Genomic DNA, 17,811 nt, shown 5'->3' with positions numbered 1-17,811 from the left:
AAAACAGTTATAACTATTCTGTTTTATCATCTAATTCTTTTTCTGTAGGTTTTCTTTTCTTCATTATTGTTAATTGATATACAAATAAGAAAAGAGCGATACTTCCTATGGCAAAAATTGTATCACCAATTGTGCGAAGCCATTTAAATACATTTAATAAGGGTTGTTGCATAAACTCGGCTGACCTTGCCCACCACATTCCCTCTTTAACACTGGCTACTGTCTGCATTAGTCCTACAGGCAGAAGACTTAAAACTACCATCAACAGCAGTCCTATGTTAAGTGTCCAGAAAGTGAATGAGATCAGTTTATCGTTCCATTTATGCTTGCGGTACATACTGCGCAATACAAATAGTATCAGCCCAATACCTAACATTCCATATACTCCAAAGAGTGCTGCATGACCATGAACCGGGGTGGTATTTAATCCTTGCATATAGTACAATGCAATAGGAGGATTAATTATGAATCCGAAAATACCGGCACCTAAAAAATTCCAGAATGCTACTGACAACAGGAAGTATATAGGCCATTTGTAATCTTTGAGCCACTCAGTTGCTTTGCTGAGTCGATAGTTATGATATGCCTCAAAACCAATTATTACTAGGGGTACTACTTCAAGTGCACTGAATGTTGCACCTACAGCCATCACTGCTGTTGGTGTTCCCGTAAAATAGAGGTGATGAAAAGTACCTAAAATACCTCCTGATAAGAATATTACAGTAGCAAACAGTACATTATTTGTTGCGGACTTTATTCCTAATAGACCCAGACGTACAAAAAGAAATGCGGCAACTACTGTTGCAAATACTTCAAAGAAACCTTCTACCCAAAGGTGGACTACCCACCAGCGCCAATATTCTGCTACAGCCAGATTTGTAGTTCTGCCCCACATAAGACCGGCTGCATAAAACAGAGCAATGGCAGCACATGATATAAGGAAAAGTATTAGCAGACTTTTTTCCGACGTTTTTTTTCTGATAATCGGAAGAATAGGTCTTACCATAAGTGCCAGCCACAGGAATAAGCCTACCACTAGTAATAATTGCCAGAACCGTCCAAGATCTACATATTCATATCCTTGGTGGCCAAACCAAAAATTATTTACCAAATCGAGTCTCTGCATAACCCCAAACCATTGGCCAATTAATGATCCTGCAACAACTATTAACAGGGCAACAAAGAGAACATTAACTCCAATCTTCTGATGTTTAGGATCTCTTCCACTTAATGATGGTGCGATATAAAGTCCTGTTGCTAGCCATGAAGTTGCAATCCAGAAGATTGCAAGTTGTATATGCCAGGTACGTGTTATCGAGTATGGAATAAAGCTTGCAATATCTATCCCGTAGAACCCATCACCCTCTACCGAGTAATGAGCTGTTATTACTCCAAGTAGTACTTGTGCCAAAATTAGCAGGTTTACTATCCAGAAGTACTTTTTGACAGCCCACATGGAAGGTGTTATTGTTTGGTTCATAAGTGGGTCTTCGACAGGGCGCAGAATCTCTTCTTCTCGAGAACGTGCCTGAACAAATATCATTATACCTATACCAACAAGCAACATAATTATACTGAAACCGGTCCAAAGAATCAGATCACTGGTTGGTACATTGCCAATTTGTTCATCAGGCGGCCAGTTATGAGTATAGGTAATATTTTCGCCGGGGCGATTGGTAACACATGCCCATGAAGCCCAGAAAAAGAATGTTGACATTTTATTCATTCTGTCTTCACTTTTAATAGAATTCTTTGCAATTGCATATGAAGCTCTAAGTTCGTCGAATTCAGGATTATCCATGAAAATACCGGAATAATACTCATTTAAAAAGAGAAATGCCTCATACCTTTCATTATGAATTACCAGGTTTCCCGTTTTCTCATCATATGTATTTTCTCTTAGAAATCTTTGCAACCTGCTTTCCATAAATGCTTTTTCATCAGGCAATAGTGATTCAAACTCAACACCGTGGTCTTCCTGCGACCATTTATTGAGAAGGAACTGTGCTTCTCTGTGCAGGTAGTCTGCCGTCCAATCGGGTGCAACATATGCACCATGCCCCCAAATTGTACCAACTTCTTGTCCACCCATACTTTGCCAAATATTTTGACCATCTTTAATATCCTGTCCGGTAAAAAGGACTTTACCTGAAGAGTTTACGACATTAACGGGAATAGGTGGTGCCTTTTGATATATTTGCTTTCCATAGTAAAGCAGCACAGCAAAAGAAAAAATAATAACTGCTGAGAGGGCAATCCAAAGATTTTTCTGTGACATACTGATAATTTTTAAATGTTATAAATTATGTTCTATATTGCTGTTCTGATATAGATATGAATCAATCCTTAAAAATGAATTTATTATCTTATTAAAGACAAAAATATCGGCAATCAGAGCAGATAAAAATTCAATAATAATAATTTCAACTAACGCATAAGCATAAAATCCTTTTTGCCAATACCGGTAGCAAGTTCAAATAATGTTGTAGAATGCAATACCTCTTTCATTTCATTTCTAATTGATGTTACAGTGTTATGCATTGGACATGGTTGATTTTCATCACAATGGCTTAACCCAAGTACACATCCTTTAAAAAAGCTGTTCCCATCAATAGCTTTGACTATGTCGGCAATAGTAATTAAATGCAGATTTTCCTGTTTAATTTCAAAACCACCATTAGGGCCTGTGTAAGAGTCTACTATTTTATTTTTTGAAAGAACTCCAAGAATTTTTCCTGTAAAAGCTTCTGGCGAATCTATATTGCGTACAATATCATCAATTTTAACCCTTCTCTTTTCAATAGATTGAGAGGCGATATATAACGCTGCTTTAATTCCATATTCACAAGATTTTGAAAACATCTATTTCAATTATCTATAAAACTTTGTAACTACAACAATTCTCTAACTATAACAAAGATATGTCTATTTTTTAATTTAAGACAAAAAAGTAGATAAATATTACTGTTAAATTTCAAATTGATAGTATAGTTGTTTAAATAGTATATTTATGCAAATTGGTGTAAATGTTTAATAAAATATAAAAAGTTATCTCCATCAAACAATAGAAGCTGGAAACTGTTCTTAAGTAGATTCATTCTAATTTATTAAAACAAACAAACAGAAAATATTAAAGGAGTTAATATGGCAAAGACAAGTGCTAAAGTTAAGACTGAATTGTCTAAAGATAAATTGCTGGAGATGCACAGGATGATGTTGGATATCCGCAATTTTGATAATAAAGTTAACCGTTTGGTAAAAAGAGGTGTAGTACCTGGTATGACACATTTCTCAGTGGGTGAAGAGGCTGCTAATGTTGGAGCTGTAGCCGCTATTAATATTGGATCAGATCTTATTACATCTAATCATAGAGGACATGGACAGAGTATTGCTCTGGGAATTGATCTAAATGAGATGATGGCAGAGATTATGGGAAAAGCTACCGGAACCTGTAAAGGTAAAGGAGGCTCAATGCATATTGCAGACCTTGATGGCGGAAACCTAGGAGCAAATGGTATTGTAGGAGGGGGAATGGGTATGGCCATTGGTGCTGCACTGACTCAGAAAATGAAAAAAACAGGTAATATTGTTGTATGTTTTTTTGGTGATGGTGCATGTAATGAAGGTACATTTCATGAAACCCTAAATATGGCATCAATATGGAAACTACCTGTTATTTTTTATTCAATTAATAACATGTATGGTATTAGTACACCCATTTCAGACGTAATAAATATTGATTATAATTATAGAAGAGCCGCATCATACGGAATCCCAGGACATTTTATTGAAGATGGAAATGACTTGTTGGCTGTATATAATAAATTTGAAGAGATTGTAAAATATGTTCGTGAAGGTAACGGACCTGTGTTGGTAGAATCTATAACATATCGTTATTTAGGTCACTCAACTTCAGACCCTGGTAAATATAGAACAAAAGAAGAGGTTGATGAATGGAAAAAGAAAGATCCTATTACTCGTTTCGAAAAATATATGTTAGATAATAACCTTGCAACAAAGAAGGAAATAGAAGCAGTTGAGAAGGCCTCTGAGGATGCAGTAGAAGAATCAGTTAAATTCGCTTTAAGCAGTCCTGAACCTACTTTAGAATCTGCTTTTGAAGATATTTACGCACCTTAATTCTAACAATTATATTAATAAAATAGGAGATAGACCTTTGAGGTCTGACACAAACATATAAAACAGCTCAGTTAAATATAGATGGAAAAAGAAACTAAATTAATGTCAGTCCGTGATGCAATAATCATGGCAATGTCCGAGGAAATGCGTCGTGATGAAAACGTTTTCCTAATGGGAGAAGATGTGGGTATTTTTGGTGGTGATTTTGGTACTTCTGTTGGTATGCTTGAAGAGTTTGGTAAAGAGAGAGTACGTGATACACCAATATCAGAAAATGCAATTTCAGGAGCCGCCATCGGTGCAGCAATGACAGGTATGCGTCCAATCGTAGATGTTACCTTTATGGACTTTATTGTTTATATGATGGATAATATTGTCAATCAAGCTGCAAAAACAAGATACATGTTTGGTGGTAAAGGTCAGATACCTGTTGTTTTCCGCGCAGCCGCAGGTGGAGGTGTAGGATCCGCAGCACAGCATTCTCAATCACTAGAAGCATGGTTTACACATATACCCGGGTTAAAAGTGATTGCACCGGGTACTCCTGCTGATGTGAAGGGTTTACTTAAAGCTGCAGTACGTGACAATAACCCTGTAATTTTCCTTGAGTATAAGGCTCAGTACAATATGAAGGGTGAAGTACCACTCGATCCTGATTTTGTTCTGCCAATCGGTAAGGCCGATATTAAAAGAGAAGGAAAGGATGTGACAGTAGTAACATATGGTCGTATGCTGGAAAGAGTTATGCAAGCAGCTCAGGAAGTTTATGACGCAGAAGGAGTAGAGGTTGAAGTGGTGGACTTAAGAACACTTTCTCCACTTGATAAGGATGCAGTTATACAGTCCGTAAAGAAAACCGGAAAAGTACTGTTAGTAAACGATGCTCACAAAACCAGTGGTTTTATTGGTGAAGTAGCTGCTACAATTGCAGAGAGTGAAGCGTTTGATTATCTGGATGGAAGGATTTTGAGATTAGCAGGAGAAGATGTGCCAATTCCTTATAACCAGACTTTAGAATCTGCAATGATTCCAAGTGTAGAACGAATTAGGAAATATATCCTCAAACTAGTTAATAACAGGTAAAAATCTGAGTTGATGGAAAACAGAAAACTAAGAGCAACACCTGCAGCAAGGACATTGGCAAAACGCTTGGGTGTGGATCTGTTTAATGTAACCGGAACAGGTTATAAAGGACGTATTCACAGAGATGATGTTGCAGGGTTTAACTACGAAGATAAAATACATGTGTCTCCTTTAGCTCAAAAGATTGCTGATGAGCATAATATAGATCTGAAAGGGGTGGTAGGCACCGGTTATCGCAACAAGATCATGAAGGATGATGTTCTTCAACTAATAAATGATCCAGAAATTATCTCACGATTTAAGCTTGATGATTTCGGATATCCGACAATTCCTGTTTCAACACAAACCACTAAGCAGACTACCGTTCAGCAAACTCCTGCAGCTGTGAAATCACAGCCGGCTCAGGTCGCAGCTTTTGACAGGGAAACAGAGACAGTTCCGATGACACAGATGCGAAAAATTATATCAAAGCGGATGTCTGAAAGCTTCTTCGGTGCACCTACATTTATTCAAACCTGGGAGATTGATATGACCGAGCTACTTGCTCTGCGTAAGAAACTGATCAACCCAATAATGGAAAAGACAGGTAAAAAGCTTACGGTGACCGATCTTATTTCAATGGCGGTTGTAAAGACTTTGCTGAAACATAAATATATAAACTCGAGCCTGAACAAAGAGGGAACTGAATTAACCTTTCACAACTATGTAAATCTTGGGATGGCTGTTGGTATGGATGATGGATTGCTTGTCCCTGTAGTAAAAGGTGCGGATAAGATGTCGTTAAGTGAATTTGTTGTTGCAATGAAGGATTTAACAGAGCGTACATTCGCTAAAAAACTACTCCCTGATGAGCAGAGTGGAAGCACTTTTACAATCAGTAATCTTGGAATGTATGGAGTGGATGAATTTACTGCTATAATAAATCAGCCAAATTCGGCAATCCTAAGTGTTTCATCAACACAGCAAAGAGCTGTACCTCGTGATGGAGAGATAGTTATTCGCCCAATTATGAAAATAAGTCTGACCGCTGATCACAGGGTAATCGACGGATTAACAGGAGCTAAATTTATGACCGACCTTAAGGCGGCATTAGAGGATCCATTAACATTGTTTGTTTAGAAGATTGGTTTTAAATATTACAATAGGAAAATTTGTACAAAATTGACAATAGAAAAAAAATAAAATATGGCTTTTGAAATAATCATGCCCAAAGCAGGTATAGACATGACCGAAGGGCAAATTGTAAAATGGTTAAAGAAAGAGGGTGATCAAGTAAAAGAAGGTGAGATCATTCTTGAAATTATGACCGATAAAACAAGTATGGAGATTGAGGCTGAGGCTTCAGGTATACTGTTGAAGATTGTTCATAAAGATAATGAAACTGTACCTGTTACAACAGTAATAGGTTATATTGGAGATGAAAACGAATCAATAGATACTCTTATGCCTGAAGAGTTTGAGGATACAGGTGCTGAAGAGAGTGAAGAAGATAAGCGGATGATTCGTCTGGAAGACAATTACAATGTTGCTGTGATAGGCGGTGGTCCGGCTGGTTATGTTGCAGCCATCAGAGCCGCACAACTTGGTGCTAAAGTTGCAATTGTTGAAAAAGGAGTATTTGGAGGTACCTGTTTAAATGTTGGTTGTATACCATCAAAAGCCTATTTGAAAAATGTTGAAATAGTTGAACATATCAAGCATGCTGCTTCCAGGGGTATCATTATTGAAAATCCTGAAATCAAGTTTGATATGGAGAAAGTAGTAGAGTTTAAAAACGGTGTAGTGAAAAAACTCACCACCGGTGTGGAGGCTCTGCTTAAATCCCATGGGGTTGATATTTACAGAGGATTTGGTAAGATCAATAAAAATAAGGATGTTGTCATAGATGATAAGCAGATAATTAAAGCTGACAAAATTATTCTTGCCGGTGGTTCAAAAGTCTTTATGATAGATATACCAGGAATTAAGAATGATAAAGTTCTTACTAGTGACGATCTGCTTGGTTTAAAAGAGGTACCTGAAACAATGGTGGTTTTAGGTGGTGGAGTGATTGGAGCTGAAATGGGCCTTTCATTCGCCGGACTTGGCTCTAAGGTAATCATTGTAGAAATGATGGATCATATTGTATCTATGTTCGACGATGATATTACTGATGAACTTACCAGACTAATTAAGAAAAAAGGTATCGAAATAGTAACTTCAGCAAAGGTTACAGAGGTTGTTGATAAGGGTGATAAACTTGAGATTAAAATTGAAGGTCGTGAATCTGTATTTGCTGATAAAGCATTACTTGCAATTGGCAGGGTACCAGATTTGGAGTCACTGGGCGAAGTTAAATTTGAGACAGAAAGGGGTAGGATAAAAGTTGACAAGTATATGGAAACCAGCGTCAAAGGTATTTATGCTCCTGGAGATATAAACGGAATCAAGATGCTTGCCCACGTTGCATTCCGTATGGGTGAAGTGGCTGCAGAAAACGCAGTTAAGGGGAATCACCGTTCTGTTAAACTATTATCTGCACCATCAGTGGTTTACACACTGCCTGAGGTTGCAATGGTTGGTTTAACTGAAGCACAAGCTCGAGAGAAGTATGGTGATGATATTCGGATTGGTAGATTTAACTTCTCTGCAAATGGTAGAGCACTAGCTTCAAGTGAAGCTGAAGGCTTTGTTAAGGTTATTGCCGATAACCGTTATGGAGAAGTTCTTGGCGTACATATAATAGGACCAACTGCAGCCGAGTTAATAACACAGGCATCTTTAATTATGGAAATGGAAATTACTGTGGATGAAGTGGTAAATACCATTTATGGTCACCCAACTTATTCTGAGGCAATCTTCGAAGCTTTTGCCGATGTACTCGACGAAGCTGTTCATATTCCTAAAAAGAAGAAGAAATAGTACAGTTCCAAAAACCTTAACATACGTACTTTAATTTGAAAGAAGATCAGTTCAGACTTTAATATTAAGTTAGGAGCTGATCTTCCTTTCTTTTTTGTAATTTCGCAAGGATAAAATTTAACAACTTATTTAAAAGTGAAATAAGCATTATTAGGTCATGATATATATTGTAAACAAATCAAATAAGCCCGATTTTAATATTTCTCTGGAGGAGTATTGTTTTAAAAATCTAACTCAATATGGTAAGATATTTATTCTCTGGATAAACGAACCTTCAATTATCGTAGGCAAGAATCAAAATACTCAGGCTGAGATCAATGAAAAATATGTCAAGGAAAATGGGATACATGTAGTACGCCGCATATCAGGTGGTGGAGCAGTGTATCATGATCTGAACAATCTAAATTATACAATAATTTCAAATGAGGATAGTGAAAGTCGGACTTTCGATTTCAAAGCATTTTCAGAGCCTGTAATTCAAACACTTAAAGAGTTAGGTGTTGATGCAGAGTTTTCGGGTCGTAATGATATTACAATTGAAGGAAAGAAAATTAGCGGAAATGCACAGGCATATATTGAAGGCAGGGTTATGCATCACGGATGTATACTCTTTGATGTAGATCTTACAGTACTGCAAAAAGCACTTGAAACATCCAGCGAAGTAGTAGAAGCAAAAGGGGTGAAATCTGTACGTAGCAGAGTAGATAATATTTTGCCCAACCTCCCGGAAAAGATAACAGTAACTGAATTTGCCAATAAGATACTTGAACAAATGAAAAGAAAATATCCAGAGATGGTTGAATATAAATTCAGTGAAAATGAATTACTTGAAATAGAAAAAAGAAGGAAAGAGAAATTTGGAAACTGGGAATGGAATTATGGTTCTAATCCTGTTGCTGAAATTGTACGTAACAGAAGATATCCGGGTGGAAAGATCCAGGTGTTTATAAATACCAAAAAAGGATTAATTGATGATATAACCTTTTTCGGTACTTTTTTTGGAGTAAAAAGCGATCTGACTGATTTTCAAAACAGACTAAAAGGAATAAAGTATGAAAAGGAAGATGTTTTTAAAGCAATAAAAGATATAGATATAACTCCTTATTTTGCTGGATTCTCTACTGAAGAACTGACAGATGCTATAGTAGATTGATACTGGTTTAGCATAATCTTCTTCCACTTAAAGTACCCAAAAACTGATATGACTGAATAGATACCAAAAAGAACAGATGTGGGGTAGAGTCCCTTCCAAATATACAATCCGCACGACGCAATATTTACTGCAAACCAGAACCACCACTGCTCTACATACTTTTTAGCAAGTAGCCACATACCTAATATACTTAGAGCAGTGGTGAAACTGTCACCAAATGGAACCGGACTATCGGTAAATCGAACTAATATAAATGCAATAATTGCAAACAGTAAAAGAGCTGTTACCGTTATAGGCAAAATATGTTTGTTTGGTGTATGTGTAATTGGGAGCTCATCCTGGCCATTATTTCTATGCCTGTTCCAAAGAATCCAACCATAAATACTTGCAAAGAAGTAGTAAATATTAACCCCCATATCGGCATAAAACTTACTATTGAAAAAAATCCATACATATACAACAGGCATAACAACACCAACCGGCCATAACCATTTGTTGGCTTTGTATTCGAGATACAGGTACAATAACCCGATTATGGCTCCAATTATTTCTATTGTCTGCATGAATGTTGTTTTGCTTTAAAATACAAAGTTAATATTACTACTCATTAAAGAACGTTAGGATTCATAATACTGTTAAAAAGAAAGCGTAAGGCGTGCCATATAGTTACGAGTAGCCTGCGGGTAATATCCTATCCAGTTTATCAAACTACCATCAGAAAAAGTATCTGTAGCGGCCCAACCATTAGCAACATACTCTTTATTAAACAGATTATTCATATAAACCTGTAAATTAAATGTTCCTATAGATATTTTTTTAAATGTATAACCTGCAGAAAGATTGCAAACAAAATATGCATCAATAGATTTTGCATCATCAGATGTGTTATCCATATACTGTTTACCTACATACTTACCCATCAGGTTCAGATAGAATATATCTGCAGGTTGCCAGGTAATGGAAGCAGCACTGATAATATCAGGAGAGAAAGATATGTTAGTATTTCCATACTCCTTTGATATCTGACCTTCCCAGTTCCAGTTATCCTGATTATCATAATGATCAAACCATGCAACATAGTTTTTTATCATATTCCTGCTTAATGTAATGTTTGCATCAAGGAGAAATTTATTATTCCAAAAAGGAACAGCAGCCTCAAGCTCAAGACCCGTACGATAGCTGTTTTCTACATTCTCCATCAACTTATAGCCCACATCATTGAGTTTACCTGTTTGCACCATTTGATTGTGGTAATCCATATAATATAAATTAGCTCCCAGGTTCACACCATTTTTACCAGTGAAATGATAACCCAATTCATAGTCAATCATTCGCTCAGGCTTAATAGGATTTACTGACTCTCCTTTAATACCATCCTTAAGATCTGCGCGCAGAGGTTCACGCTGACCTATTGCTAATGATGCAAATATTCGATTACTGCTGTTGAGATTATAATTAATACCGGCTTTAGGATTGAAAAAATTGTATATGAACTCACCTGTAAGATCTTTCATATCATCATCAGTGCCACTTAATTTATATATAACTCTTCTGAACTGCAGATCACCGAAAAGAGATAGTCTATCGTTAATCTGATAATCAACTTTTGAGAAAATATTGAATTCACTCTTTGTGCCAATATTTCGATACCATTCAATTTCAGATTCATCACCAACCCAATTTTTTATCCACGGAAGCCTTCCAAAATGATCACCGTCATAATAGCTGTACATTCCTCCAAATGTCAGTTTAAAACTGTTCAATGAATAGTTCAAACCCAGATTTGCAACATAGAAATCATTCTCCAACATTTTGCGTCTTACAAAATCAGATCTACTATAGGTTATACCATCTATAATTTGATCATCAAGTCCAAACTCAGAAAACTTTCTGTCCTCTCTGTAATTCTCATAATACCCATAACCATAATTATAGCTTATGCCTGCATTTAGAGAAAGCTTTCGATTAATTTCACGAGAAAGGACCAACTGAATAATGTCAGAATAATAATTATCCGTTTCATTATCATAATATAGTCGGTTTCCCGCTTCATCATAATATTCACCTGCCGGATTATATCTTCTGCCATATTCATAATCTTTCATCTGTTCTTCCGAAACACCCTCCCAAGTGATACCAGTATGCTGAATTCCTTTAATGTAACTCAATCTGAGAAGTTGTTTGTCAGTATAGTGGGATAAAGCAGCATAAAAGTTTGTGTGATCAACAGTCCCGTTTCTTATATACCCTTCACCAATAACCCTTGAGAAACGGGCATCAAAAGACAAACCATTGTCCAGTATACCTGTACCCACAGCACTGCTAGATGAGAACGTACCGTAACTACCAACTGCAGTAGAAGTTTCTCCGTAAGATTCAGAACGAGCTCCTGTGGTTTGTAAAGAGATACTTGCACCAAAGGCAGCAGAACCATTTGTAGAAGTACCTACTCCTCTCTGTATCTGTATATTCTGAAGTGAGTTGGACAGATCAGGCAGATTCACCCAGAACACCTCCTGCGATTCAGGATTATTAAGAGGCATCCCATTAAGTGTCACATTGATACGTGTAGCATCTGTACCACGTATCCTCAAATAGGTATTTCCTACACCAAGTCCATCTTCTGTGAAAGATACAAGGGATGGTGTTGTTTGCAGAATTGCAGGAATATTACGTGCTGCATTATCTCTTCTTATTTCTGACATCGAAATGTTTGAGTAGGATACCGGTGTATTTGCACCTGCACGAGTTCCTGAAACAATTACCTCCTCTAATTCGATATGACTAAGACTGTCAGGGGACATTGCCCCTAATTGATAACCTGCTGCTGAAATATAAATCAGCATAAACGATAAAAAAACCTTTTTCATTTACTAAAAATTTTACAATGTGCAGAGTAATTAAACTAATCAACTCTGACATCCGGTTTGTTAAATAAAAAAGGGGATAAAAAAGATAAATACCATAATCACTCAAAAGTGATTTTTACTCCCTCCGCCGGCATTATCCGGATCAGGTATTTTGGGTATGATCTCAGCCTGTTATATTAGGCACCCCCGTTGAATTAAAGAACAAAGGTATATCCTTTTTGTTCATTTACAAAAATTTCTACATTCATTTAATATTATCTGAATTTATTAGTAATTTCGTATAATTAGAATAGATAACAGGTAAGTTTAACAAGCAATTCGAGCATTAAACTTATTGTTTAAAAAATGGTCTGATACATCCCGGTGCAAGTAAAACATATAGAATATAACTATTTACAATGATAGATGAGGAAAAATTAATCGATGAGGATCAGATGATTGAAAATGAGTTTCAAGCACTACTGAACGATTATTTGAATTCTAATCACCGAAGAAAAGTAGACGTGATCACACGTGCTTTCAATATGGCGAAGGAGGCTCACAAAGGAGCTCGCCGTCGCTCAGGAGAACCGTATATCATGCATCCTTTGGCGGTTGCCCGTATTGTATCCAAAGAGATTGGTCTGGGTTCAACATCAATTTCGGCATCGCTTCTACATGATGTAGTAGAAGATACCGAATATACAGTAGAGGATATTCGTGCACTTTTTGGAGATAAGATAGCATCAATTGTGGACGGTCTGACGAAAATATCCAGTGGAATGTTTGGTGAAAATGTTTCAGCACAAGCAGAAAATTTCCGAAAACTGCTATTAACAATGTCAGATGATATACGTGTAATTCTGATTAAGATTGCTGACAGACTACACAACATGCGCACTCTATCATCAATGTCTTCAACGAAACAATATAAAATTACTGGAGAGACATTATATATTTACGCACCTTTAGCACATCGACTGGGACTCTTTGCCATAAAGACTGAACTGGAAGAACTATGTTTCAAGTATGAGCATCCTGATACTTATGCTGAATTAACCAGAAAAATTAAGGAAACAGCTCCTGAGAGGAATAAGATATATGAAAACTTCGCAGTCCCTGTTGTTGAGTCTCTTGATAAAATGAATATCGAGTATGAGATGCGGGCAAGGGTAAAATCTGTTTATTCCATTTGGAATAAGATGCAGAAAAAGGGTATTGATTTTAGCGAAGTATACGACCTTTTTGCAGTACGTATAGTATTTGAAATGACACCCGGTATTGATGAGAAAAAGCAGTGCTGGGATATCTATTCTGCAATAACGGATATTTACAAATTGCGTCCCGATCGTATACGTGACTGGGTTAGTCACCCCAAAGCTAATGGCTATCAGGCATTGCATCTCACTGTTATGGGGCCCGACGGTAAATGGATTGAGATTCAGATAAGAAGCCGGCGTATGGATGATATAGCAGAAAAAGGCTTCGCTGCACACTGGAAATATAAAGAAGATAGGATTGAGGAAGATAATGAACTTGATAAATGGCTGAAAACAATTCAGGAGATATTATCCAATCCAAACCCTAATGCAATAGATTTTCTGGATACTGTGAAAATGAACCTGTTCTCATCAGAGATATTTGTATTTACACCTAAAGGTGAAATAAAGACTCTGCCTCAGGGAGCAACAGCACTCGACTTTGCATATTCTATTCATACACGTATTGGAGATCATTGCCTTGGAGCAAAAGTTAATCATACTCTAGTTCCTTTGAGTCAAAAACTAAGAAGTGGCGATCAGATAGAGATACTAACATCACAATCAGTAAATCCTCAGCCAGAGTGGATAAATTTTGTTACTACAGCCAAGGCAAGAACTAAAATTGAAGCTTCACTCAGACGACAACGACGACGTATAGCTGATAAAGGAAAGAATATTTTAGAAGAGCTATTTGAACAGGAGGTAATTGATAATACAACCTTCAATAAGATCCTTCATATGTACAAAGCTGAAAATAAAGAGGATTTGTACTATATGATTGGTAATAATGATATAATTCTGCCTGCAGATAAAAAAGCTTTTATAAAGATCAAAGATGAGCCTGAGAAGAAAGACAATCTTTTTGTTCGATATGTTAAACAGGCAATGAGTGCAATAAAAAAACCTGCAGGTGAACAGAAAGTAAAAAAGAAAGAAGGAGAGGAGTCAACGGAAGAAAGAGAAGAACTGAATTTAACTTCAATACTTCAGCCTATATCCAAAATAGACAGAAAGGCTGTTTATAACCTTAAAGAGACAAATTATAAAAAGAATTTTATTGTTCCATCATGTTGCAATCCACTGCCGGGTGATGATGTTTTTGGATTTGTAACCGAAAAAGAGGAGCTTGAGGTTCACAAACGTTCTTGTCAGACTGGATTAAAACTGAAATCTAGTTTTGGAGACCGAATAGTAGATGTTGCATGGGGCGATTACAGGCAGTATTCATTTCTTGCTTCAATTGTATTCACAGGTATAGATAGAGTAGGGATATTAAGCTCTATACTTGCAAAGCTTGCCGAGGATGCAGTGTTGAATATCCAAAGTGTAAATGTATCATCTAATGATGGTATTTTCGAAGGTGTATTTAATATTCATGTGCATAGCGCAGAAGAGGTTAACCAACTATGTGCTAAAATAGCAAAAGTGAACGGTGTTACCACCGTTCACAGATCTAATTTATAAATAGAAATTTAGAATTATTTTTTTCTCCTGCCTCTCCTGCCAAAAAGTATAGATGTCATTTTTTTGGCACCAAAGGCAATAAGAGCAGGTTTTGCAAGATTCCATGCTGCTGAACCTATAAGTGGTAAATTGGACAGAACTATCTGTGTTACCGTGTTATGCAACCATGGATTACGTGCTTTTGTTATAAATGGTGTAACTGAAGTGGAAGAAACAGAGGACATATTATCCATAGTTTCCGAAAACTTAGACTTTATGGAAGAGGCAACACCTTTTGTAAGCATCGAACCCCAGTTATCATTCAAATACTGTAATTGATATGATAAGCGCTGACTTGCAATTTTACGCTCTTCTCTGAAGTGTCTCTTTTCAAGTCGAAGTTCTTCTAATGGGTCTAACCTATACTTACTCATTTGTTACTGATTTTTATCATCTTTATCATCCTGTTTCAATAAGAAACGCACGATACTATTGGTGAAACTCCTCTGAATTGGTTTTCTTACTAACAATAGTATAAATACAACCAATAAAGTAAATGCAGCCACAATGCCAAATCCCATCCAAAGGCTGCCTAGTAATTCTCCCAGGTATATACCTGCACTTACCAGTACAAATAACAAAGCTATTGTACCGGCACCGGCAAGAATCAAGCCGTATAAAAATGCAGATGAACCTAAGCTAAGCTTTTCAAATGCTTCCAGTTTTCCGAGTTCGAGTGTGCTTTTGATAAATTTTCCAACATCATCTCTCATTTCCTCGAACAGCGTACTTACTTTTTTCTCTTCCATTTCAGTACTTTTTAGAGGATAATATTATTGTTTAGCAAGTTCTTTTTTTGCAATATCAGCAATATCGTCAATGTCCTCTTTTAAATCCTGAACTTCACTTTTTCCTTTGTAAACAGCCGATTTGACATTTGCTCTGATTTTGTCAGCGAACTCATTTGCTTGCTCAAGCCACTCTTCTCTTTTATCTGTTCCCATTATATAACCAACTGCAGCGCCTAGTGCAATTCCAATACCTAAACCTAATAATAATTTTGCTTCTGATTTCATAATTTCTGCGTTTAATAGTTTGTTATTTTTAAATAGATCTCATTGATAGAACTTGAATTTTCGGAGTACCTCGCTGTACAACTGTTATTTGGTTCTGTTAAAGTAAAACGCTTTATTAACAAAATTGTTTATATTCTATTTTGCTAAATTATATAGAATCTACTGTTTCTCCAAATAAAGTTGCAGATGTAAAGCCTGTTATTTTAACTTTCACAAATTGTCCTATTCTATGATTCTTTTTATCAAATATTACAACTTTATTCTGTTCATTGCGGCCGAATAGCTGTTCTCGTGAACGTTTGGAGAAGCCCTCAATAAGAACTTCAAACTCCTTATTCATATCTCTTTCATTACTTGCTCTTGAAAGCTCAAGCTGAAGATCTATAATTTCTTGAAGTCGGCGTGTCTTTACATCCTCCGGTACATTATCTTCAAGTTTTTTAGCTGCGTAGGTGCCTGGACGTTGAGAATATTTAAACATAAAGGCAGAATCAAATCCTACCTCCTTCATAAGTGAAAGTGTCTCTTGATGATCCTCTTCTGTTTCTGAGTGAAAGCCGCACATGATATCTGTAGATATACCACAGTCGGGTATAATTCTCTTAATCGCAGCTATTCTTTTCATATACCACTCTCTGTTGTATCTTCTGTTCATCAGTTTCATCATTCTTGAACTTCCAGACTGAACAGGTAAATGTATATAGTTCGCCAGGTTCTTGTATTTTGCAATTGTCTCCAATGTCTCGTCATTCATATCCCAGGGGTGAGAAGTTGTAAACCTAATGCGCATTTCAGGTGCTGCTTCTGCAACCATAGCCAAAAGATCGTGAAAATCAACTTTGGTATCACCATCTTTATAACGATATGAGTTCACATTCTGACCTAACAGTATAACTTCCCTGAATCCTTTCATCTGCATATTCTTTAACTCATTAAGTATGCTTTCAGGTTCTCTGCTTCGCTCACGTCCTCTGGTAAATGGAACAATGCAATATGTACAGAATTTATCACATCCGCGCATAATTGAGATATAGCCTGATATGTTGCTGCCATTGAGTTTAAGCGGCATAACATCTTTATAAGTCTCTGTTTTGGAGAGCTCAACATTCATAGCTTTCTCTCCCTGTTCAGCAGCACCTACAAGATTGGGTAAATCAAGGTAGGCATCGGGTCCCACAACAACATCCACGTTATGGTTATCTATCAGGTCAGATTTAGCCCTTTCAGCCATACAACCCAATACTCCAATAATCAGGCTGTCTTTTCTTTTTCTTCTTAGAGAGTTGAAGTATTCAAGTCTCTGTATCACTTTTTGTTCTGCATTTTCTCTTATAGAGCAGGTATTTACAAATATTGCATCTGCTTCACTGTCATTTTCAGTTAAGCTATATCCATCCATCTCCATAATAGAAGCCACCACTTCGGTGTCAGCAACATTCATCTGGCAACCGTAAGTTTCTATGTAAAGTTTTTTGTCTTGTATTTCGGGGTTCATTGTTGTCCTTTTTTTTAATAAACTGTGATATTAATGCTATTTGCTAATAAATTATTATTTAGCCGTATAAGAAAAGTTAAATCTGAAAGATTAATCGCATTTTAAGTTGTATTATTATCTTAGTTGTCTTATTTTTGCAGTAAGGAAAAAATAAAAATTTTTTCATAGTTAAGGTTTTGGTTAAAGTTTCGAGAGTGACTGTGAAGTTACTCTCGGTTTTTTTATATCCAAACCTCGTGAATTACACAAAAAAAGACTATTTTTGTCTTGTTGCAAAATTAATCAAATTATGGAAATAGGCGACCTTATTTATATAATCCTTCTGTTACTTTTTATGATATTGGGATTTTTTAATGATTCCAGGAAGAAAAAGGAACAGCAAAATCAGCAACAGAAACCAAATCCAAAA

General features: G+C 36.4%; 14 protein-coding genes and 1 riboswitch. Of the genes, 6 read left to right on the top strand and 8 right to left on the bottom strand.

The features are described 5' to 3' along the window. Positions 1 to 13 precede the first annotated feature (13 nt). Together PHO43_RS06155 and PHO43_RS06150 are read right to left on the bottom strand one after the other, a co-directional pair. Positions 14 to 2,278 (bottom strand): nitric-oxide reductase large subunit, encoded by a 2,265-nt coding sequence (locus PHO43_RS06155; protein ID WP_288009171.1) that lies wholly within the window; start codon positions 2,276 to 2,278, stop codon positions 14 to 16. Positions 2,279 to 2,427: 149 nt separating this feature from the next. After that, the gene (locus tag PHO43_RS06150) at positions 2,428 to 2,862 is read right to left on the bottom strand and encodes an RrF2 family transcriptional regulator (RefSeq protein WP_053825970.1); all 435 of its coding nucleotides are present in this window, start codon (positions 2,860 to 2,862) and stop codon (positions 2,428 to 2,430) included. A 282-nt stretch (positions 2,863 to 3,144) separates the two neighbouring features. Here PHO43_RS06150 and PHO43_RS06145 point away from each other — a divergent pair, with 282 nt between their 5' ends. The 5 genes from PHO43_RS06145 to lplA all read left to right on the top strand — a co-directional run bounded on the left by PHO43_RS06145 (position 3,145) and on the right by lplA (position 9,277). Then, positions 3,145 to 4,140 (top strand): thiamine pyrophosphate-dependent dehydrogenase E1 component subunit alpha, encoded by a 996-nt coding sequence (locus PHO43_RS06145; protein ID WP_045090140.1) that lies wholly within the window; start codon positions 3,145 to 3,147, stop codon positions 4,138 to 4,140. Positions 4,141 to 4,221: 81 nt separating this feature from the next. Continuing rightward, positions 4,222 to 5,223 carry an alpha-ketoacid dehydrogenase subunit beta gene (locus tag PHO43_RS06140; RefSeq protein WP_045090139.1) on the top strand — a complete coding sequence of 334 codons (1,002 nt, stop codon included), beginning with the start codon at positions 4,222 to 4,224 and terminating at the stop codon, positions 5,221 to 5,223. Positions 5,224 to 5,235: 12 nt separating this feature from the next. After that, a complete protein-coding gene (locus PHO43_RS06135) occupies positions 5,236 to 6,342 on the top strand; it encodes a dihydrolipoamide acetyltransferase (protein ID WP_288011642.1) in 1,107 nt (368 codons plus the stop codon). 66 nt (positions 6,343 to 6,408) lie between these two features. Then, on the top strand, positions 6,409 to 8,124 hold the full coding sequence (gene lpdA, locus PHO43_RS06130; protein ID WP_288011640.1) for a dihydrolipoyl dehydrogenase: 1,716 nt from the start codon (positions 6,409 to 6,411) through the stop codon (positions 8,122 to 8,124). A 157-nt stretch (positions 8,125 to 8,281) separates the two neighbouring features. Further along, on the top strand, positions 8,282 to 9,277 hold the full coding sequence (gene lplA / locus PHO43_RS06125) for a lipoate--protein ligase (protein WP_045090136.1): 996 nt from the start codon (positions 8,282 to 8,284) through the stop codon (positions 9,275 to 9,277). Here the strand turns inward: lplA and pnuC are convergent. After that, positions 9,226 to 9,840: a nicotinamide riboside transporter PnuC gene (gene pnuC / locus PHO43_RS06120; RefSeq protein WP_045090135.1), complete on the bottom strand. Its 615-nt coding sequence runs from the start codon at positions 9,838 to 9,840 to the stop codon at positions 9,226 to 9,228. The two genes, lplA and pnuC, sit on opposite strands and share 52 nt — an antisense overlap. Before the next feature lie 72 nt (positions 9,841 to 9,912). Then, positions 9,913 to 12,147, bottom strand: a complete 2,235-nt coding sequence (locus PHO43_RS06115; protein ID WP_288011638.1) for a TonB-dependent receptor — start codon at positions 12,145 to 12,147, stop codon at positions 9,913 to 9,915. A gap of 102 nt (positions 12,148 to 12,249) precedes the next feature. Continuing rightward, a riboswitch (TPP riboswitch) is annotated at positions 12,250 to 12,345 on the bottom strand. Positions 12,346 to 12,545: 200 nt separating this feature from the next. On the opposite strand from PHO43_RS06115, the gene PHO43_RS06110 reads away from it, so the two are divergent. Then, positions 12,546 to 14,852 carry a RelA/SpoT family protein gene (locus tag PHO43_RS06110; RefSeq protein ID WP_045090133.1) on the top strand — a complete coding sequence of 769 codons (2,307 nt, stop codon included), beginning with the start codon at positions 12,546 to 12,548 and terminating at the stop codon, positions 14,850 to 14,852. A gap of 14 nt (positions 14,853 to 14,866) precedes the next feature. On the opposite strand, the gene PHO43_RS06105 is transcribed toward PHO43_RS06110, so the two are convergent. The 4 genes from PHO43_RS06105 to miaB all read right to left on the bottom strand — a co-directional run bounded on the left by PHO43_RS06105 (position 14,867) and on the right by miaB (position 17,402). After that, positions 14,867 to 15,265 carry a hypothetical protein gene (locus tag PHO43_RS06105; RefSeq protein ID WP_045090132.1) on the bottom strand — a complete coding sequence of 133 codons (399 nt, stop codon included), beginning with the start codon at positions 15,263 to 15,265 and terminating at the stop codon, positions 14,867 to 14,869. Between the two features lie 3 nt (positions 15,266 to 15,268). Next, entirely contained in the window at positions 15,269 to 15,640 is a 372-nt protein-coding gene (locus PHO43_RS06100) for a phage holin family protein (RefSeq protein WP_053825976.1), read from the bottom strand. 24 nt (positions 15,641 to 15,664) lie between these two features. Then, complete coding sequence (locus tag PHO43_RS06095) at positions 15,665 to 15,907, bottom strand: YtxH domain-containing protein (protein ID WP_045090131.1); 243 nt, start codon at positions 15,905 to 15,907, stop codon at positions 15,665 to 15,667. 148 nt (positions 15,908 to 16,055) lie between these two features. Then, positions 16,056 to 17,402: a tRNA (N6-isopentenyl adenosine(37)-C2)-methylthiotransferase MiaB gene (gene miaB / locus PHO43_RS06090; RefSeq protein ID WP_053825977.1), complete on the bottom strand. Its 1,347-nt coding sequence runs from the start codon at positions 17,400 to 17,402 to the stop codon at positions 16,056 to 16,058. Positions 17,403 to 17,811: the final 409 nt, after the last annotated feature.

Source organism: Lascolabacillus sp. (assembly GCF_028696275.1).
Lineage (GTDB): Bacteria > Bacteroidota > Bacteroidia > Bacteroidales > Dysgonomonadaceae > Proteiniphilum > Proteiniphilum massiliensis.
This window is presented reverse-complemented; position numbering and strand designations above follow the sequence as displayed.